General features: G+C 61.2%; 16 protein-coding genes. 10 read left to right on the plus strand and 6 right to left on the minus strand.

What is annotated here, in order from left to right; all coding sequences use genetic code 11:
* The first annotated feature begins 79 nt into the window (after window positions 1-79).
* The 8 genes from KSY82_RS01200 (at window position 80) to KSY82_RS01235 (ending at window position 9,338) form a co-directional block, all read left to right on the plus strand.
* Complete coding sequence (locus KSY82_RS01200; RefSeq protein ID WP_217749921.1) at window positions 80-1,042, plus strand: ribokinase; 963 nt, start codon at window positions 80-82, stop codon at window positions 1,040-1,042.
* 30 nt (window positions 1,043-1,072) lie between these two features.
* Window positions 1,073-2,047: a nucleoside hydrolase gene (locus tag KSY82_RS01205; protein WP_138374336.1), complete on the plus strand. Its 975-nt coding sequence runs from the start codon at window positions 1,073-1,075 to the stop codon at window positions 2,045-2,047.
* Between the two features lie 102 nt (window positions 2,048-2,149).
* On the plus strand, window positions 2,150-2,638 hold the full coding sequence (locus KSY82_RS01210) for an S-ribosylhomocysteine lyase (protein ID WP_117798872.1): 489 nt from the start codon (window positions 2,150-2,152) through the stop codon (window positions 2,636-2,638).
* A 144-nt stretch (window positions 2,639-2,782) separates the two neighbouring features.
* Window positions 2,783-3,427 (plus strand): DUF4867 family protein, encoded by a 645-nt coding sequence (locus KSY82_RS01215; protein ID WP_195624811.1) that lies wholly within the window; start codon window positions 2,783-2,785, stop codon window positions 3,425-3,427.
* A gap of 344 nt (window positions 3,428-3,771) precedes the next feature.
* Window positions 3,772-5,202 carry a 6-phospho-beta-glucosidase gene (locus KSY82_RS01220; RefSeq protein ID WP_196022346.1) on the plus strand — a complete coding sequence of 477 codons (1,431 nt, stop codon included), beginning with the start codon at window positions 3,772-3,774 and terminating at the stop codon, window positions 5,200-5,202.
* Window positions 5,203-5,425: 223 nt separating this feature from the next.
* Window positions 5,426-7,225 (plus strand): histidine kinase N-terminal 7TM domain-containing protein, encoded by a 1,800-nt coding sequence (locus tag KSY82_RS01225; protein ID WP_217749922.1) that lies wholly within the window; start codon window positions 5,426-5,428, stop codon window positions 7,223-7,225.
* Window positions 7,222-8,721 (plus strand): sensor histidine kinase, encoded by a 1,500-nt coding sequence (locus KSY82_RS01230; RefSeq protein ID WP_217749923.1) that lies wholly within the window; start codon window positions 7,222-7,224, stop codon window positions 8,719-8,721. The genes KSY82_RS01225 and KSY82_RS01230 overlap by 4 nt, the downstream gene beginning before the upstream one ends.
* Window positions 8,718-9,338, plus strand: a complete 621-nt coding sequence (locus tag KSY82_RS01235; protein WP_217749924.1) for a response regulator transcription factor — start codon at window positions 8,718-8,720, stop codon at window positions 9,336-9,338. Before KSY82_RS01230 ends, KSY82_RS01235 begins: the two co-directional genes overlap by 4 nt.
* Before the next feature lie 110 nt (window positions 9,339-9,448).
* Here KSY82_RS01235 and KSY82_RS01240 read toward each other — a convergent pair whose 3' ends face one another.
* The 5 genes from KSY82_RS01240 to KSY82_RS01260 all read right to left on the minus strand — a co-directional run bounded on the left by KSY82_RS01240 (window position 9,449) and on the right by KSY82_RS01260 (window position 13,745).
* On the minus strand, window positions 9,449-10,291 hold the full coding sequence (locus KSY82_RS01240) for a hypothetical protein (RefSeq protein WP_217749925.1): 843 nt from the start codon (window positions 10,289-10,291) through the stop codon (window positions 9,449-9,451).
* An 80-nt stretch (window positions 10,292-10,371) separates the two neighbouring features.
* Complete coding sequence (locus KSY82_RS01245) at window positions 10,372-11,613, minus strand: SPFH domain-containing protein (protein ID WP_217749926.1); 1,242 nt, start codon at window positions 11,611-11,613, stop codon at window positions 10,372-10,374.
* Between the two features lie 48 nt (window positions 11,614-11,661).
* A complete protein-coding gene (locus tag KSY82_RS01250; RefSeq protein WP_217749927.1) occupies window positions 11,662-12,018 on the minus strand; it encodes a hypothetical protein in 357 nt (118 codons plus the stop codon).
* Window positions 12,015-12,983: a hypothetical protein gene (locus KSY82_RS01255; RefSeq protein ID WP_217749928.1), complete on the minus strand. Its 969-nt coding sequence runs from the start codon at window positions 12,981-12,983 to the stop codon at window positions 12,015-12,017. Before KSY82_RS01255 ends, KSY82_RS01250 begins: the two co-directional genes overlap by 4 nt.
* Before the next feature lie 24 nt (window positions 12,984-13,007).
* Entirely contained in the window at window positions 13,008-13,745 is a 738-nt protein-coding gene (locus tag KSY82_RS01260; RefSeq protein WP_217749929.1) for a DUF4428 domain-containing protein, read from the minus strand.
* Between the two features lie 417 nt (window positions 13,746-14,162).
* Here KSY82_RS01260 and KSY82_RS01265 point away from each other — a divergent pair, with 417 nt between their 5' ends.
* The gene (locus KSY82_RS01265) at window positions 14,163-15,650 is read left to right on the plus strand and encodes a helix-turn-helix transcriptional regulator (protein WP_217749930.1); all 1,488 of its coding nucleotides are present in this window, start codon (window positions 14,163-14,165) and stop codon (window positions 15,648-15,650) included.
* 181 nt (window positions 15,651-15,831) lie between these two features.
* Here KSY82_RS01265 and mgtA read toward each other — a convergent pair whose 3' ends face one another.
* Complete coding sequence (mgtA, locus tag KSY82_RS01270; protein WP_217749931.1) at window positions 15,832-18,600, minus strand: magnesium-translocating P-type ATPase; 2,769 nt, start codon at window positions 18,598-18,600, stop codon at window positions 15,832-15,834.
* Window positions 18,601-19,037: 437 nt separating this feature from the next.
* Between mgtA and pyrE the strand changes: the two genes are divergently transcribed.
* Window positions 19,038-19,721: an orotate phosphoribosyltransferase gene (gene pyrE, locus KSY82_RS01275; RefSeq protein WP_117848347.1), complete on the plus strand. Its 684-nt coding sequence runs from the start codon at window positions 19,038-19,040 to the stop codon at window positions 19,719-19,721.
* The last annotated feature ends 166 nt before the right edge of the window (window positions 19,722-19,887 follow it).

The following is a 19,887-nucleotide window of genomic DNA, read 5'->3' on the forward strand; positions in this document are numbered from 1 at the left end:
AACTAAAGTTATAGGGGGTGCGAGAGTGCACGATCGACGACTGGCGGTGGGTATAAGGCCCGCAGATGAGGAGGTTTCCATGGCAGATCGCGGCATCGTTGCGGTGTTCGGCAGCATGAACATGGACCTTTCGGTGGCGTGCGAGCGCATGCCGCGCGCGGGCGAGACCGTCGGCGGTAGCGGCTTTATCACCAACGCCGGCGGTAAGGGCGCCAACCAGGCCGTCGCCGCTGCGCGCATGGGTGCGCGCACGTGCATGATCGGCGCTGTTGGGCGCGATACCTTTGGCGATGCGCTTGTGGCAGGGCTCCAGGATGCTGGCGTGGGCGTTGAGTTCGTGGCGCTTCGCGATGACGTGGAGACCGGTACCGCGACCATCATTCGCTGCGAGGGCGACAACCGCATCATACTGTCACCGGGCGCCAACCATGCGCTTGCGGGCGCGGACGTTGCCTGCGCGCTGAGGCGTCTGGTGGCCCATGAGCTCGACGGCGACGCCAGCGAGATTGCCCCGGCTGCCGGAAGCGTCTTTATCGCCCAGGGTGAATGTGACCTTGCAGCGACGGCCGAGGCGCTTGTTTGCGCTCATGGGCTGGGGTTCTATACGGTCTTTAATCCGGCGCCTGCCTGCGAGCTGCCTGCGGAGGTCTGGCCTGCGGTCGACCTGGTCTGTCCCAACGAGACCGAGTGCCAGGTTCTGACGGGCATTCTGCCCACGGATGATGTGAGTTGCGTCGCCGCGCTCAATGCGCTGCTCGACAAGGGCGCCGGCGCTGCGGTCATCACGTTGGGCGGTGCCGGCTCGGTTACGCTCGGCGATGGCGGTGAGCTGCTGCGCATGCCGGCACTTTCGAGTACGGTAGTCGATACCACGGCCGCCGGCGATACGTTTATCGGCGCGTTGGCGGCGGCTCGCCTAGAGGGCTTGCCGCTCTTTGAGTGCATGGCCGCGGGTGCTCGCGCCTCGGCAGTGACGGTGTCGCGCCTGGGCGCTCAGCAATCGATTCCCACGCGCGCCGAAGTTGAACATTGGTTTAGTTAAACGATAAAGACGGAGAAGCGGAGTAGAACAATGGCAATCAAGAAGCTGATCCTTGATCTGGATATGGGTGTGGACGATGCGATGGCGCTGGCCTATGCCATCGCGAGCCCCGAGGTGGAGCTCGTGGGCATCACCACGTGCTTTGGCAACGTGCGCGTCGAGCAATCGGCGCACAACTGCCTGGCGGTGCTCGATCTGCTGGGTCGCCCCGAGGTTCCGGTGTACCTGGGTGCCGACCGTCCTCTGCAGGCGACTGAGCCCTATACGCCGCCGGCGTCCACCGCGCTCATTCACGGCAAGAACGGCATCGGCGGCGCGAGCGTGCCCGCGTCGCCCTACGAGCCGGTGGGGGCGACCTCGGCCGACGGCAACGCTGCGGTCGATTATCTGATCGATGCCGCGCGCACCTATGGTCCCGATCTGGTCTACGTAGCGACTGGCCCGCTCTCCAACCTGGCGCTCGCCCTGGAGCGCGATGCGGCGGCGATGATGTCCATCGGCCGCGTGGTCGTAATGGGCGGCGCCCTTACCGTGCCCGGTAACGTGAGCGCGGGCGCCGAGGCCAATATGGCGAGCGACCCCGAGGCAGCCGACGCAGTGCTGCGCTCGGGCCGTAAGCTCACCATGGTGGGTCTGGACGTGACGCATCGCGTGGTGCTCACACGCCGCGACATTGCCGGCTGGACGGGCTCGGGCACCATGGCGGGCTGCGCATTTGCGAGCATGGTCGAGCACTACATTGGCTCGTACGAGATGAACGCACCCTACCTGGGTGGTTGTGCGCTGCACGATCCGCTGGCCGTTGCCGTGGCGATCGACCCCACGCTCGTAGGTGCGCTCGGCTGCAACCTGCGTGTTGATCTGCTGGGCGAGTACCGCGGTCGCACCATCTGCGATGAGCGTCGCCTGTCCGATCCGGACAAGAGCGCGCTTGTGGCACTGACCGTGGATGCTCCGCGCTTCCTGTCCGAGTTCAAGACGCGTATGGCCCGTGTCCTTGGCTAAGTTGTCTTTTTGGGACGGGGCTTTTTGACTGGTATGATTGGTGCGACCAATCGAACCAGCTAAAAGAGCCCCGTCCCAATTTGACTATCGAGAGGATCTGCCATGGAGCGCATCGCCAGCTTTTCCGTTGACCATCTGCTGCTTGAGCCCGGCGTGTATGTGAGCCGCATCGACCGCGATCCGGCGACCGGTGCTGCCGTCACCACGTTTGACCTGCGCCTGACCACGCCCAACAAGGAGCCGGTCATGAACACCGCCGAGTGTCACACCATTGAGCACCTGGGCGCGACGTTCCTTCGCAATCATGCCGAGTGGTCGAGCCGCATTGTCTACTTTGGCCCCATGGGCTGCCGCACGGGCTTTTACCTCGTCGTATTTGGTGAGGTGACGAGCGAGGAGATCCTGCCGCTCGTGCGTGAGCTGTTCGAGTTTGTCGCCGACTTTGAGGGCGATGTCCCCGGTGCCGCTCCCGAGGAGTGCGGCAACTACCTGGACCAGAACCTTCCCATGGCTAACTGGCTCGCGCGCCGTTACCTCGACCGCGACCTGGCCGATATCGACGAGAAGCACCTGCACTATCAGCAGGCATAAGGGCTTTATCGCCCAAAACGCGCGCATTGGGCGTCTTCGCTTATGCGGGGGCGCCTTTTTGTTGATTGGTCGGGACGAGCGTTCAAAATCGCTCATGTTTGTTCTAGAATGTTCGTATAGTCACATTTACGAACAGGAGTGAACATGCATATCTACTCTGTCAACGATCCCGAGTTCAAGTCCTATGGCAACGTTTGGGATAACGTTCCGTCCGAGCTTACGTCGCCCGTGCTCGAGGCGCTCTCTGCCACGCCCATTCCCGAGGGCAGCAAGTACGTTGCAAGTGCGCCGGAGCTCGAGGACGTCAAGGATGCCGACAAGCTTGGCTTTCTCATGTTTGGTGGCCGTCCCTTCCAGCTCGGCTGGTGCAACGGCCACAATACACGACTCAACTGCCTGGAGTATCACCGCGCGAGCGAATTCAACCTGGGCGCTCGCGACTTTATCCTGCTCGTGGCGCATCGCTGGGAGATCGAGGACGGCAAGCTCGACACCGCGTGCGTCAAGGCGTTTCGCGTGCCGGCGGGTACGGTCGTCGAAGTCTTCAACACCACGCTCCACTACACGCCGTGCATGGTCGACGAAGGCGGCTTCCAGGTGATGGTGGCGCTGCCGGCGGGCACCAACGGCCCGCGCCCCGAGGCCGCAGCCGACATGCCTGCCACCGGTGACAGCTACTGCTACTGGAAGGCCGACAAGTGGGTTCTCTGCCATGCTGACAGCCCCAAGGCAGCCGAGGGCGGCTACGTAGGCCTCATCGGCAAAAACCTCGACATCGCCTGCGACTAGAATCTTCTGTCTCGATCTGTAACATCTAGCGGGCTAAATCGTCTCTACCTGTTACAGATCGAGACAAACTGCAGAGGGCTGCCCGAAAGATCTCAATCTGTAACACCAGGCCCGGTTTTGGCGGCCTAACTGTTACAGATCGAGACAAACCGGGCCCAACCACCACAAAGGTGCCTGTTCCCTTTGTGGTGGTTTGGGCAGGCGGGTATCAGAAAGTGTCAGGCGGGGCGGCTGCCGGGCGCCTGCACGCGAAAAGAAGTATCGACCTGCGTCGTTGCCGTTGAGCGACGCGTTGTTTGTAGGGATACTGAGCCTATGACAACAGCGTGCGAAAGGATTGATGCATGGCTTTCCGTAATGACTTCCTGTGGGGCGGCGCGACGGCTGCCAACCAGTGCGAGGGCGCCTACGACGTGGACGGCCGCGGCCTGGCCAACGTGGACGTGGCTCCGCACGGCCCCGAGCGCTATGCGGTGGTCTCCGGCCAGCGCAAGATGCTCGACTTCGAGGACGGCTATTACTATCCCGCGCAGACCGGCATCGATTTCTATCACCACTACAAGGAGGACATCGCCCTCTTTGCCGAGATGGGCTTTAAGACCTTCCGTATGAGCCTGGCTTGGACCCGCATCTTCCCCAACGGTGACGAGGCCGAGCCCAACGAGGCTGGCCTGGCCTTCTACGAGGACGTATTCCGCGAGTGCCAGGCGCACGGCATCGAGCCGCTCGTGACCATCACGCACTTCGACTGCCCGATTCACCTCATCAAGGAGTACGGCGGCTGGCGCAACCGCAAGCTCATCGACTTCTACAAGAACCTCGCGACCACGATCTTCACCCGCTACAAGGGTCTGGTGAAGTACTGGCTTACCTTTAACGAGATCAATATGATCCTGCACCTGCCGTTTATGGGTGCCGGTCTGGTCTTTGAGGAGGGCGAGAACAAGGAGGCCGTCGAGTACCTGGCCGCCCACAACGAGCTCGTCGCCAGCGCTTGGGCAACCAAGATCGCTCACGAGATCGATCCTGAGGTCAAGATTGGCTGCATGCTCGCCGCAGGTAGCTACTACCCCTACAGCTGCCGTCCGGGCGATGTGCGCCAGGCGCAGCTCGACAATCAGGACAATTACTTCTTCGTCGACGTTCAGAGCCGTGGCTACTACCCGGCCTATGCCGTCAAGAAGCTCGAGCGTCTGGGCATCGATGTGGGCATGACCGACGAGGACCGCGAGATCCTAGCCGCCAACACCGTCGACTTCATCAGCTTTAGCTACTACAGCACCCGCTGCTCTGCCGGTGCCGACAACCCCGATGTCGAGCGTACCCAGGGCAACGCCTTCGCCGGCGCCAAGAACCCCTACCTGCAGGAGAGCCAGTGGGGTTGGGCCATCGATCCGCTGGGCTTCCGCATCACCCTCAACGACCTGTACGACCGTTATCAGAAGCCGCTGTTTGTGGTTGAGAACGGTCTGGGCGCCAAGGATGTTGTCGAAGAGGACGGTTCCATCAACGACGACTACCGTATCGACTACCTGCGCCAGCATATTGCCGCGATGCGCGACGCGGTGACCGAGGACGGCGTTGACCTGCTGGGCTACACCACCTGGGGCCCGATCGACCTGGTGTCTGCCGGCACGGGCGAGATGTCCAAGCGCTACGGCTTTATCTATGTGGACCGCGACGATGCCGGCAACGGTACCCTCAAGCGTTCCAAGAAGAAGAGCTTTGACTGGTACAAGCACGTCATTGAAACGAATGGTGAGGACCTGTCCTAAGGAAGCTGAGACACTCAACCTTATAGTCTCCTAACCAAGGCGCCCGGCGAGTATGTGCTCGCCGGGCGCCTTGCCGTCTGCGGATTTTGGGACATGTGGCCCGCTTTTTGAGCCTGCCTGTCGGTACACTAAAAGCACTATGGGTACCCGCGAGCGACATATCGGCCACGCGGCCGCCCGATCCGCACCCGTGGCGGATCCCAGGGGCGGCAGGCTCTTCGCCATGCCGCGATTCCTTGTTGGCATAACACATCAGGCGTACCGTCGCCGCGTCTTCGCTATCGCCGGCGCCATCACCGCACTGTTCCTCATGCTTTTGGCAGTCTTGCCGGCGCTGTTCGCCTTCGACCCCAAACTTTCTAACGCCGTGCCCGCCTATAGCGAGGTGTCCGAAGAGGTCGTGGATGCGCTCGTCCATTCGAGCTCTCTGCCGTTGCTTGTTGCCGCAATTGCATTTTCGATCTGGGGCGTATCGGTCTATCTGCGCTGTTTGGACTATGTGTTGCGCCGCCGCCTTGTTGCCATCGCCACCATCTGCGCCCTGTGGATGATCGAAGTCATTCTCAAGTACAAGTCGTTCACGCCGTTCTATGCCACCGTGCTGTGGTACCTGTACTACGTGCCCATGACGCTCATTCCGCTGCTCTACCAGTTGTGTGGTTTGCGCCTTGCGGGTCTGGAGCAACACCGCCTGGGTCGCCGCTACTGCGCTGCGCTGTGGATTGTGGCCATCCTGCTTATCGGATTTGTTCTCACCAACGATTTTCACCAGCAGATCTTCCGCTTTGACCGTACAAGCGACACCTGGAGCAACGATTACACGTACGGCTGGGGTTATTTCGCCGTCTTAGTGTGGACGGCCTTTAACTTTGTGGCCTTTTTTATCCTGGTGGGCCGGTCCTCGTCCTTTCGCATCCAACGTTTCTCGGGCACGGCGGCGCTCGTGCTCCTGGGCGGCGCGTTCTTTGCCATCTCATATGCGTTGCGCGTGCCCTGGGCATGGAGGCTCAACTTCTCGCTCATCTATTGCGTCTTGTGCGTGGTGGCGATGGAAATCTGTCTCGATTGTGGTGTCATTCCGTCATATCACGACATCGCCGGTATTTTCGACACCTTGCCGCTTGACCTCAAAGTTCTAACGCGCGACCTGCAGGAAGTCTATGCCACGCCAGTGTCAAAGCCAATGCCGGTAGGCGTGCGCGAGGAGTTGCGGACCCAGGCGCACAGCCGCGCCCATGCCTTTGCCGTGGCGTCCGATCCCGATGTGATGTACCGTGCCTTTCCACTGTTGGGCGGATCGGCCCTGCTTGCCCAAGACGTGTCGGATCTCAACGAGCTTAACCGTGAACTGGCACACCGTCGCATGGAGCTGCAACGTCAAAACGAGCTGCTCGCTGCCGACTACGACCTTAAGACGCACCTGGCAGACCAAGAGGCCGAGACCTTGCTGGTCCAAGACGTGGACCAGGCGCTTGCCCGCGCGCTCGAAGGGATGTACGACCTGCTGAGCTCGCTACCGCCGTTGACCGATGAATCGTCTTCGCACGAGCGTTACCGCATGCTGCAGCGCGCCAAGATGCTCGTCGCCTATTGCAAGCGCAAGGGGTCGCTCACGTTGGCACAGCACGGGGAGAGCGGTTTTGATCGCGACCGCATTCAGCTCATTGCCAACGAGCTCGCAAGCGACCTGCGCACCATCGATATCGATTGCGCCTCGATTATCGCCATACGGCGCCCGATGCACGCCAGTACGGTAAGCGCCCTGTACGACTGCGTGTATGACTTTGCATTTTTTGCCTACACCACCGACCATCCGGCGCTTATGTATCACTTGGGCGATCATGACCGATGCAGTGTCGAGCTGCGTGCCGCGCTTTTTTCCAACGATGATGCAGATCTTTCGCAGACGCCCGCTGCGCAAGAGCTCGAAAGCGCTCTGCAAGGGCGCAACGTGGCATACCGCCTTGAGGGCGAGCCCGGCCAGCTGCGCATGATCGTCTTGATGCCGAGGGCGGGTGAGTGACGATGCAGATTTCGCTCATTCTTCCCCAAATCGTTGCGCTCGATGTTGTCTTTGCCCTGGCTGCGTGTCTGCAGACGATCCACGTCCCGCTCATCGCATCGCGCCGCTCGTCCTATAACCGTAAGGCGGTTTGCACCTACGAGGCGAGCCTCGTGCTTCACCTGGTGGTTTCGGCGCTTATCCTGTTCGCGTCGTCTGGCTCGTATCTGGTGGCGCCGCTTGACGTTTGCGCCAGGGCAATGGGCGGAGCGCTGTGGCTCAATGCCGCAATCTTTGCCTATGGCGTGGTGCTTATGGTGCGCTATCGTCGCCCCGTCATGCTGGTCGAGCTGCTGCTTGTTGTCGCCGTGACGCCGCCGGTGGTTTTTGCCATGGGCTCGGCGTGGACCGTTGTCCTTATCGCAGAGGGAGCGTTCTTCCTGTTCCGTTCCATCGCGGCGCTCTTGATGGACGTCCGTAACCGCCAGGAGGATATCACCGCGTTCTCGACGATCGAGACCATCAACGTGATTCCCGTGGGCATCCTGTATCTGGACCCGAGGGGCCGTCCGCTGCTCATGAACCGCTGCATGCGAAAAAACCTGGTGGAGCTTCATATGCCCACCGACCTAGGCGATATGAGCGGTACATGGAACGACCTGCGCAAACTCAGCATGCAAATGCCCGAAAGCAGCCAGAACCGCGTGCGGATTAATCTGGACCGCTTTGGTGAGGCGCGGGCGGTGGTCGAGGTTTCTCCCGCCGAGATTCGCTTGTTTGTGCACGATGACGTTATGGTTTCGGGCCGCCTCTTCGAGCGCATTATCGGCCTGGATGTAACAGAGTATGCGCATGCTCATGATCGCCTAGCGCAAGCCAACCACCTGCTTGAGCTTGCGGGCCAAGGGCTCCAAGCCCAGATCGAAGAAGTCAAAAAAGTTGCTGACAATGCGGCCTATCTGCGTATGCGCGCTCGCGTGCACGACGTGATCGGGCAGCGCCTGTCCATTCTCCATCGTTATCTGGAGGAAGGGCGCCTGGATGACGAGTCACTCGAACAGATCGACCCGCTGCTGCGCTCAATCGCTGCCGATCTGCGCAGCGGGGGCGACACCGAACCGGCAGAGCAATTGGGCGATATCGTCCATGCCTTTGGCCTGGTGAGTGTGCAGATCGATGTGGAGGGCGAGCTGCCAAGCGACGCGCGTGTCGCCGCCGCATTTTTGCAGATTATCCGCGAGGCCTCGACCAATGCCACCAAGCATGCACAGGCGCATCGGGTCCACGTGCGTCTGTGGCAGGAGACGTCGGAAGACGGTGCTGTTGCGCGGATGACCGTTTCTAACGACGGCGCGCCTGCACCCGTATCGTATCGCGAGGGAACGGGTATCCCAGGTATGAGGCATGTCGCGCAAGATCTGGGCGGCTGCCTGGAAATCCATGCCGCCCCGCCCTTTACGTTTGCGGTGTCCATCCCGCTCAACGCCAGCGCCACAGCTCAAAGGAGAAGCTCATGATCCGCGTCCTTATAGTCGAAGACCAGGCCATCCTGCGCGAGAGCCTGGCGCGCTCCGTTGGCGACCAGCCCGATATGACCGTTGTTTCCGCCATTGCCGATGCTTCCGAGGCCTTGGGTGTCGCGCTCAAGGAGCGCCCGGACATGATACTGATGGACGTATGTACCGAGCATGATTCCAACGGCATCGTGGCGGCGGCGCGCATCAAAGAACAACTGCCCGAGTGCCGCGTCATTATCATGACGGGTATGCCCGAAATCACCTTTGTGGACCAGGCGCGCGAGGCGGGCGTCGACAGCTTTGTGTACAAGAACGTCGGTATCGACGAGCTATTCGCCGTGATGCGCTCCACGCTGGCGGGTTACTGCACGTTTCCCAAGCCGCCCGAGAGCATCTTCTCGGGCACGGCGGCCCTCGACGATGTCAAGCTGTCGATCTTGCGCCTTGCCTGCGAGGGTAAAAGCCGCCGCGAGATCGCGGCCGAGCTGTTTATGAGCGAGGGCACCATCAAACGCCGCATCTCGGAGATTCTCAATAAGACCGGCTACGACAACATCATGCGCTTGGCCGTGCGCGCAGTAACGGAGGGCAGCATCGTTCCCAACATGGAGCGCTAGCGCTCGTTACGCATCGGCATAAAGCGGCGGGGCCGCAGGATCAACTCCTGCGGCCCCGCCTGGCAAGTGCGCGGATGTGTCCGCCAATCCGCGGCTGATGTTACGTGCCGCTACGCGATGGTCGCGGTGTAGGAGGCGACGTCCTCATAGGAATCGGTCAGGTAGGCGTCGATGCCGATGGTCGTATTGACGAGGTCATCAAGGCTATCGAGCGTGCCCTTCGAGAAGGTGAATTCCTCGGTGGCGTTGGTACCGGGCATCAGGTGAGCCGAGAACCAGGGTTCCTTCATGGTGCCGTTGACGTTGGTCTTGCCGGAAGGAGCGTAGAAGGTCAGGTCCTTGTCGCTCTTGTTGGTGATGTTGACGACAAAGCCGATGTCGCCCCAGTCGTCCTTGAACTTCTCGGTGATGGTGATGGTGCACAGATCGTCATCGGCGACGGTGACGGCGGGGGAGATTTCGACGTTCTGGACATCGTCGTCTTCGACGGCCTCATCGATCTCCTCTTCCTTCTCGGCCGCCTCGCGATCCTTCTTCACCGTACCGGACAGGTCCTTGTCGGACTTGGTAAAGACAAGATTGCCGTCATCTTCTTCGAGGATGAGTTTACCGTCCTTGAGCTTCATGTCATGTGACTCGTCTTCGGCGGTGATGGTTACGGTGGTGGCGTCCTTTGCCTCCCATTTAAGGTCGACGACTTCAAGGAACAGGTCGAGGGCGCCTGTGCCGTCCTCATCGAGAATCAGGACGCAGTGGACACCCCAATCCTCGAGCATCTTCATGTACTCATCGGTCAGCTCTTCGCCCTCTAGGGTTCCACCCGAGAGTTCCCAACTGCCGACGAAGTTGGCCTTGGGGTCTTTGCCGCCGCCGCTGCAGCCCGTCAGGGCAAAGGCGAGCGCCAGGACGCATGTCAGAAATGCGAGTACGGACTTTTTGAACGTTGTCTTCATGGTGTCCTCCTTCATCGAACGAAACCCATAGAAGCAAATGCGGGGGTGGCGGATCCCCCGCCAATTACCAGATAGAGGGGCTAGGGCCGGGGCGTTCCGCAGTTGCTGCAGAACTTGCTGCCGTTTTCGCTGCCGCAGTTGGGGCAGAACCACTTGGCCGGTGCCGGGGCGGGTGCGGGACTGCCGCACTCGGAGCAGAACTTGCCGGTGTTGGTGGCACCGCAGTTGCAGGTCCACGTGCCGGCAGCTGGCGCGGCGGTGGGAGCCGGTGCGGGAGCGGGTGCCGGAGCCGGCTGCGGGGCGGCCTGCTGCTGTGCCTGGCCGGCGGCGAACAGCTGACTGGCGTTCATGCCGCCCATGCCACCTGCCATGCCCATGCCCATAAAACCGGCCATCGCGCCGTTGGGGTTGGCGGCTGCCGCGCGCATCGCATCGCTCTGGGCGCTGGCAATGTTGGCTGCCGCCATGGTGGGATCGCGCATGACCGCGGCTTTCTGCAGGTCCTTGATCATCTGCTCGTCCTCTTGCGAGGCGGCGATGGAGTTGACGCCAAAGCTCACGATCTCGACGCCGCGCAGGTCGCGCCAGTCGGCGGAGAGGACCTCGTTGAGCGCGCGGGCGAGCTCGGTGGTGTGGCCGGGGATGGCGCTGTAGCGGATGCCCATCTCCGAGATCTTGGCAAAGGCGGGCTGCAGGGCGGTGAGCAGCTCGGACTTAAGCTGGCTGTCGATCTTGTCGCGCGTGTAGCTATCGGTTACGTTGCCGCATACGTTGGTGTAGAACAGCAGCGGGTTGGTGATACGGTACGAATACTCGCCGTTGCAGCGCACGGAGATGTCGACGTCCAGGCCAATGTTGTTATCGACCACGCGGAAGGGCACGGGCGAGGCGGTGCCGTACTTGTTGCCGATGATCTCCTTGGTGTTGATGAAGTAGACGCGCTGGTCCTTGCCCGCGTCGCCGCCAAAGGTAAAGCGGCTGCCGATATTGGCGAACGTCTCCTTGATGGAGTCGCCCAGATTGCCGCTAAAGACGCTCGGCTCGCTGCCGGTGTCAAAGACGAACTCGCCAGGCTCCAGCGCAACCTCGATGATCTTGCCGTTTTGCACCACGAGCATGCCCTGGCCGTCGTTGACGGCGATGACCGAGCCGTTGGAGATGACGTTGTCCTCGCCGCGCGTGTTGGAGCTGCGGCCGCCGGTGCGCTTGCTGCCCTTGCAGGCCAAGACGTCAGCGGGCATCGATTCGCAGTAGATAAATTCCTTCCACTGGTCGGCCATGACGCCGCCGGCAGCACCCAATCCAGCTTTCAAGAGTCCCATGGTGATCTTCCTTTCTCGTCAAAGGCCGGGTGGTATTGGTCAGGATGGTTAGTCGTCCTTGTCATCCTTCATGACAACGGTGGTCTCGGTGTGGCTGAAGGTGTCGTGCTTCTCGACCAGGTCGAGCTCGCCGCAGTACTCGTCGGCGTGGGTGGCCTCGTTAGCTGTCTTGAGCTGGCCGACCAGCAGCACGTCTGCGATGATCACGATGATCAGCGGCGCGACGATGTTGATGAGGATGCCCTCGATGTCAAAGGCGAGGTAATCCGGATCGAAGGCGTTCTCACCCATGAAGAGGATCTGGGAGAGGACAAATCCGATCACAAAGAACAGCACCGAGGCGATAGCGAGCTTGGGCTTGGAGCAAGGAAGCTCGCCGACCATACGGCCGGTTTGGCCGTTCATGGCAAACAGGTAGCTCTTGCCGTTCCACGAGGTGGAAAGCATCCACACGGGGAACAGGGCATAATCGCTGTTTTCCCAGGTGTAGTCGAGCTGCTTGCTTTCGACCGTGGCATCGTCATATTCGTCGACGACGGTTTCACGCAGGGCCGAGATCGTGCTTTCCTCCATGCGCGTTCGGCGCGTGCCTTGCAGGTTTCGCAGTCCTCGTCGTAGCGGTTGGCGATGTAGCCGGGCATATACGCGACCGAAAACGGGCGCAGGGCATCGTAGTCAAACGGCTCGATGGCGTCCATGTGGCCGTCGGGCATCTTGGACGATCCGTCGACGGGCACGCGCTTAAACGAGATGTTTCCCTTGCGGTAGGCGTCGTAGTGGTCGGTGGTCGTGACGGTGCGGTCGGATTCCTCGGTCACGGTCTCGTTGGTCGCATCAAAGCACACTTCGCCGTCCGCGCGGGCGCCGTAAAGCCAAAACGGCACGTAGACGCCTTGGACCTCGTCGATGTGGTTGCCGGTGACAAAGCTCTTGGGCAGCAAGATCTTGCCCTTGTAGTGTTCCTTGAGTGCGGCCGTGACGTCGTCGTGCCCGAGCTTAAACGGAATTACCAGGTCGGGCGAGAAGTCGCCAGAGAGCTGGCCGGGCGCCACGGCGGAGTTGCCGCAGTACGGGCAGGTGGTGACGGCGACGGTGCCGTCGGACACGAGCTCGGCGCCGCACGACGAGCAGATGTAGCCGGCGTTTTGGGCCAGCTCCTGCACGGCATCGTCGACAGCAGGCTTGGGCGTTGCGGCTGCTGCATCGGCTTTGGCATCTGCCTTGTCCTGGCGCTCGCGATAGAGGGCCTCGACTTCTTCGACTTCAAAACGAGAATCGCAGTAGTCGCAGACGAGCTTTTGCTCGGCACTGGCAAAGTGAAGGGGGCCGCCGCACGCGGGGCATTGATAGTTGACGCTCTCGAAGGCCATGATCGGTCCTTTCGCTGCCGGAGGCTATGCGCCGATGGCGCCGCCGCAGTATTCGCAGCGCCCACTGGCATCGGGAATGGTGGTGGCTCCGCAGAAGGGGCAGGTCACCGCGGTCTTGGGGGCCTTGGCGGCCACGACGCTGTCGCGCGTCTCCTGGCGCAGCTGCACCAGCGCATCGCGGACTTCAGTTGCCTGGCGCTTGGCCTCGCGATATTCGATGGAGCCGCGCTGATCGATGGTGGAGTCGTTCACGCGCAGGTTGATCTCGGTGAAGTACGGCGTGTTGACGTGAATGGTCAGGTTAAAGTCGTAATCCAGGTCGTAACGCGGCGGGTCGTAGCTCTCGCGCTCGCCGTCCTTGGTCTCGCGATAGATCTCGGTGCGATGCTCGTCGATATCCATATCGCAGCCGAGTACCTGCGAGAACTCGATAATGTCGGGGTTGGCGTCGCGCCAGCGGCTCTGCGAGGTAATGATCAGCAGGCCCGCGTCTTCGTCGAGCATGATGTTGGTGTGCCCGGCAGAGAGCGTGCGCGTGGGGTTGAACGAGGCCAGGCGCTCGGCATTGGCCCCGCGGTAGGCGAGCTGCTCGCGGATGTCGTCCGCGGTGCTGGAGCGATAGGCGTGGAAGAAGGGGGATAGCTTGCCGGCGCACTCCTTGCACAGGTAGCCTTCGCTGATCTTGGTCTTGCCCAAAAGTCCCAGCTCGGTACCGCAAATCGCGCACTCTTTCTTCTCGAACATCTTGTCAAAGAAGCCCATGGCTGCCTCCCATCAACAGGTAGCGTGTGTCACTTTTGATGATGGGGGAGTGCACGATCTTTCACGATACCCAGACGGCTCAAGGAGTCTCCACAACTGGGACACATGGCCCATTTTTTGATTGGACGCCGGGGACACTCTTCGGCCACTCATTGGGGACGTACTTAAATGAGTGGTAGTTGGAGACACTCCTGGCCGAGCTAGAGATCGCGCGTGTCCCTTCTGGTCCATGCGGCTAAAAATCGCGGCGTGATGTGAACGGCTGGGGTCAAATTTGCAGCATTTCGAGCTCGGCTTCGATATTGAGATTGGTTCTTTATTAAAATGGAATTCCAGACAATTGAGCGGCCGGGGGTTAACCATGAGGGGCATGGGAGACACAACCGCATATTTGCGTCGGGGCATTCGGGAGATTATATGCCTGGCGCTGTTCTTCTTCACGTTTTGGCGTGCGAGTATCTTTTTGATGTGCGCATGGCCGAGTTCGTGTCTCCGGACGAGGTTGTTATTTATGAGAGCCTTGTCATCGGCGCGAGCGTGATTGGCTTCTTTGTGCGTCCCATTCTGTACTATCGCCTTCCCCAGACGATCGATGCGACGAGCGATATTACAGGCGTGCTGTTGGTATCGGCGTTGCTGCTGATGATTACGGCAGTGCGGTTTGAGGTGGTAATTGCCGGCGGTTTGGTGGCGTGCTGCGCGCTGGGCTACTGCGGATCGACTGCTCATGCAAATTTTGCGAGGCGCTTTGCGCGAACGCCCTGCTTGGCGCGCGCCGCCGCACTTTCTTACGCCATGGGCGTTCTGGTGCAGGTTCTCAACCACATGGTGATGCCTGTCGGCATTCCTCAGCAGGCTGTTCTGGTCGTCTGTGCGATCGCGCAGGTGGCGTTGCTCCACGGTGCCCGACGCGCCAAGCTGCGCGACGAGTCCGATCCCAGCTTTGAACCCAGTGCTGCCGGGCTTTCGGTAGATGCTCTGGAATATGGCGCCAAGTGGCATGACGATCCCGAGGCAAAGGCGGCATTCCGTCGCGCCGTAGTTCGCCTGACCGTGGCGACGGCGTATCTTTCCAGCGTATTCGCCGCTCTCAACGCGGGCTTCACGACCCTGCATGCTGTCGGAACCGTCGATTTGGGCGATTGGCCGCGCCTGCTGCTTGTCGTGAGCTCGTTGGTCGCTGGCGCACTATTTGACCTGCACGGCCGCTCGTATATGAATATCGGCATGACATGTGCCGCCATACTGTCCACGCTTTCGTTCTTTGTGCTCATCGTCGATGGCAATGGCGGCAACGAGCTTGCTGCCACGATCATCTTTTATCTGGGCTCGGGCTTTTTCGTGGTGTTCTTTACCACAAAATATGCCGCCGTCTCGCTCTATGCGCGCTGGTCATATTTTTGGCCGTGCATGGGTCGCGTCGTCAACAACGTGTGCTCGATGTTCGTGACGGCGCCGGCAGTGGCGATTATCTCGAGTCAAAATGTGCTGGCTGCGGTCGGTGCGGCGCTCGTGATGTTTGTGGGCATTGCGATTACGCTGCTGGGGCAGTTGGGGCAACGAGCCGATGATGCCGCGATGCGGGACGGACTGCCGCTTGCCACCGACGATCTTGGTGGGGATCTTGCGCCCACATGCTCCGACCCTGAGCCCGTGGAGGCAGCGGAGCTCACGTCCGATGAGCGCCTCGATGCCTTCGTCGCCACCTTTGGGCTTACGGAGCGCGAGCGCGATATTCTTGAGGTCTTGGTCGTTTCGGACCAGAGCGTTCAGGACATCGCCACAACGCTCTTCCTTTCGCGCTCCACGCTCTATCGTCACATTTCCTCGATCAACAAAAAGACCGGCACCGCCTCGCGCGTGGCCCTCATCAACTTCTTCTGGTCCTGGACACCCAAGGACTAGCTAATCTCCCAATAAGTTGCGGTGGAATAGTCCCTAAATTAAAGTCACGGGGCTTTAAACAGGAACTATTCCACCGCAACTGCTGGGGGGATAGACTGCGGCGGCGGCAGAGGCAACGGCAGCGGCGTTGGCAGCTGTGGTAGTGGCAACGGCAACTGGCAGGGTGTTTTCCGTCTGCTTGCTACAGCAGCTCGCCGTGGCGTGCAATGTAGCGGCGCTTTGCCAGCTGAGTGAGCGCGATGTAGGCGGTGACGATGCCGACGAGCAGCGCGAAAAAGCTCGCGGGCAGTGCCATGAGGCCGAGCGCATCGGCGATGGGGCTTGCCGGCAGCCAGGTGACGAGCGCCAGGCCCAGCACGGTAAGAACGCACAATGCGGGCGCGGCGTGGTCGCGCGGGCTCGGCAGATGCGGGGAGCGCAACATGTGGACCACGAGTGTCTGCGACCACATGGACTCGACAAACCAGCCGCTCTGGAAGAGCGCAGCAAAGGTCGTCATACCCGTGACGTCGCCCGCAGCGGCAAGCTCGGACCAGCTTGCGTCCACGGCGGCGGGGCACACGACAAAGAAGAGCGCGGCGAAGGTCACGATGTCAAACAGCGAGCTCACGGGGCCCAGCTCGAGCATAAAGCCCTTGATGGACGCGGCGTCCCAGGCACGCGGGCGGGCAGTCCAGGCGTCATCGACGGTGTCCCACGGCAGTGCGGTGCACACGATCTCGTAGACCAGCGACAGCAGTACCAGCTGCAGGGCGCTCATGGGCAAAAACGGCAAGAACAGGCTCGCGACGGTCACGGACAGCACATTGCCAAAGTTGGAGCTCACCGTGGTCTTGAGGTACTTGAGCAGGTTGCCGTAAGTGCGGCGGCCTTCGATGATGCCGCGCTCGAGCACGCCCAGGTCCTTCTGAAGCAAGATGATATCGGCGGATTCCTTGGCAATATCGACGGCCGAATCGACCGAGATGCCGCAATCGCTCGCACGCATGGCGGCGGCGTCGTTGATGCCGTCGCCCATAAAGCCCACGGTGTGGCCGAGCATCTCGCGCATGACACGTACCAGGCGCGCCTTCTGCAGCGGCGAGAGCTTGGTGAAGAGGTGGGTTTTCTCGGCGCGCTCGGCAAGTTCGGCGTCATCGAGCGCATCGATCTCGGAGCCGAGCAAGACGTTGCTCGCATCGATACCAATCTGCTCGCAGACGGTGGCGGCGACGCGGTCGTTGTCGCCGGTTAGGACCTTGACCGCCACGCCCTTGGCCTCGAGGGTGGCGACGGCGCCCGCGGCACTTGCTTTGGGCGGATCGAGGAAGGCCAAAAAGCCCATCAGCACCATGTCGCACTCGTCGGCGATGCCAAACTCGCCCACGCAGCGCGGATTGGTCTTCTGCGCCACGGCAATTACGCGTAGGCCCTCGGCGTTAAGTCCGGCGATCTGCTTGCGAATCTGGGCGAGCTTCTCGTCGGTGAGCGGCTGAGCGATGCCATCGATCTCGACAAAGGAGCAGATCTCGAGCATTTCCTCGGCGGCGCCCTTGGTAACCATCTGGGTTTTGCCTTGGGCGTCGGCGACAACTACGCTCAGGCGACGGCGCGAGAAATCGAAGGGAACCTCGTCGACCTTGGTGTAGCGGTCGCGCAGGCTCTGGCCCAGCATGGAATCGGGTGCGACGGTCGAGGGTGTCACATCGGCACGGTCGATTACGGCCAGGTCGATAAGATTTTTGAGGCCGGTCTGGAAGAAGCTGTTCAAAAACGCATGGCGCAGCACGCGCGCGTCCTCGTTGCCATCGGTGTTGAGGTAGCGCTCGAGCACGATGCGGTCTTCGGTGAGGGTGCCGGTCTTGTCGCAGCACAGGACGTCCATCGCTCCGAGGTTTTGAATCGCCGGCAGCTCCTTGACGATAACCTGGCGACGGGCGAGGTCCTTGGCGCCCTGCGACAGGCTCGTGGTCACGATGACGGGAAGCATCTGCGGCGTGATGCCCACGGCCACGCTCGTGGCGAACAGCAGCGCGTCGATGACGTTGCCCTTGGTGGCGGCGTTGATGGCAAAGACGGCCGGCGCCATAACGAGCATCAGGCGCACCAGCAGCATGGAGACGCTCGAGACGCCGCGGTCAAACGCGCTTTTTTCGCCGCGCCCGTTGAGCATCTTGGCGATGCCGCCCAGGCAGGTGTCCGAGCCGGTGGCAACGACAAGTGCCATGGCGGCGTCGTTTTGCACGGAGGTGCCGGTAAAGACGATGTTCTTGCAGGCAGAGAGTGGCAGTGCGGAGCCGTCGGCGCCCTCGACGACGGTGACGGCGGTGGTCTTCTCGACGGCCTCGCTCTCGCCGGTGAGTGCGGACTCGATCACAAACAGGTCGCGCGCGGTGATGATGCGGGCGTCTGCTGGCACCATATCGCCGGCAGAGAGGCGGATTACATCGCCGGGGACGAGCTCGTCGAAGGGGATCTCGATGCGCCCGCCGTCGCGCAGGGCGGTGCAAGTGTTGGAGACCAGGTCCTTAAGGGCCTCGGCCGCATTGCCGCTGCGGGCTTCCTGGATAAACTTCATACCGCCCGATACCAGCAGCATGATGCCGATGACGATGACCGTGGAGGGGTCGCGCTGCGGCTCGGGTACGGCGAGCACGTCGATGTAGAGCGAGACCAGCGCGAGCGCGGCGAGGATGCCGGCGAAGGGATCGATGAACGCGTCGGCGATGCGGCGGGCGAGCGTTTTGGTCGTTGCCTCGATGGTGTTGGGGCCGACGGCGTTCAGGCGCTCAGTTGCCTGCTCGACGGTGAGGCCGTTTGCCGTGGCGTCAAGCAGTACGAGGGCGTCCTCGGCACTATGGGTGGCGGCGAATATGGTGTTCTTGGATAGGCCGGTATGAGCGGCAGGGCGCGCCGTGCGGCGGCGCTTGGAGATGGCTTCGAGTACCGTGACGGTTTTGAGCATCAGCATAGGGTCCTCCTTGTTGAGGGGAGTTAGCGTACGTGTCGTATTTGCTTCAAAAAACCTAGATGTCGCTCACGTCAAGCTCTTGAGCCCACAAAGGGTGCAGCGCGCCTTTGTGGTGGTTTTGGCGATCTGCCGGTGGCGTTTATGCGTGTGCGGAGTCCTCGCGGCGTGCCGAGGGCGACATGCAGGTTTTTCGACTAGGACTGCCTTCCATGGCACACCTCCTAAAGGCTGAGCGCAGCGCGCTTTGGGTATCTCGTACCCCTTTTTAATCCGCCCGTATTCTTGATGAGGGGGTTTGACATGTCAACCCCATTGTTCGGAAAACCATTCCCCCTGACAAAGCCTTTACAGAATGCCGTGGCCCCAAAGCGCGCCCGCATCGACGCTTCGCCTGCGCTAAACTGGAAGGCACGTACGCGATTACGAGAGGAGCCCGCATGGAGGCTTACAAGCAAGAGTTCATCAAGTTTATGGTCGAGTCCGACGTCCTTAAGTTCGGCAGCTTTACGCTCAAGAGCGGCCGTCAGTCCCCGTTCTTTATGAACGCCGGCGCTTACGTGACGGGCTATCAGCTCAAGAAGCTGGGCGAGTATTACGCCCAGGCCATCCACGATAACTTTGGCGACGACTTTGATGTGCTGTTTGGACCGGCCTACAAGGGTATTCCGCTGGCCGTCGTGACCGCCATTGCCTACCACGAGCTGTACGGCAAGGAGGTCAAGTACTGCTGCGACCGCAAGGAGGCCAAGGACCACGGTGCCGATAAGGGCAACCTGCTGGGTTATGAGCCCAAGGACGGCGACCGCGTGGTCATGGTCGAGGACGTTACCACCAGCGGCAAGTCCATCGACGAGACCTATCCCAAGGTCAAGGCTGCTGCCGATGTCGAGATCAAGGGCCTGATCGTGTCCCTCAACCGCATGGAGGTCGGCAAGGGCGGTGTGACCACCGCGCAGAAGGAGATCGAGGCCAAGTACGGTTTCCCCGTCGCGAGCATCGTCTCCATGGCCGAGGTCGTCGAGACCCTCTACAACCACGAGATCGACGGCAAGGTTGTCATCGACGACGAGCTCAAGACCGCCATCGACGCCTACTACGAGCAGTACGGAGCTCGGGAGTAGGTAGTTACGCGGGTTTACCAACCCGCGTAACGGCTCGACGCTGCGCGGGCCGCATTTGGACAATCTGACGTTCAACTTCAAGGGCGCGACCAGAAGGTCAGCGCCCTTTCGTTCAAGACTTTAGTCTGCTGGCCGCGCAGCGGCCAGCTTTAAACCACCCGCTACG

Origin of the sequence: Collinsella aerofaciens (assembly GCF_019131995.1) — a bacterium.
Classification (GTDB): Bacteria; Actinomycetota; Coriobacteriia; order Coriobacteriales; family Coriobacteriaceae; genus Collinsella; species Collinsella aerofaciens_S.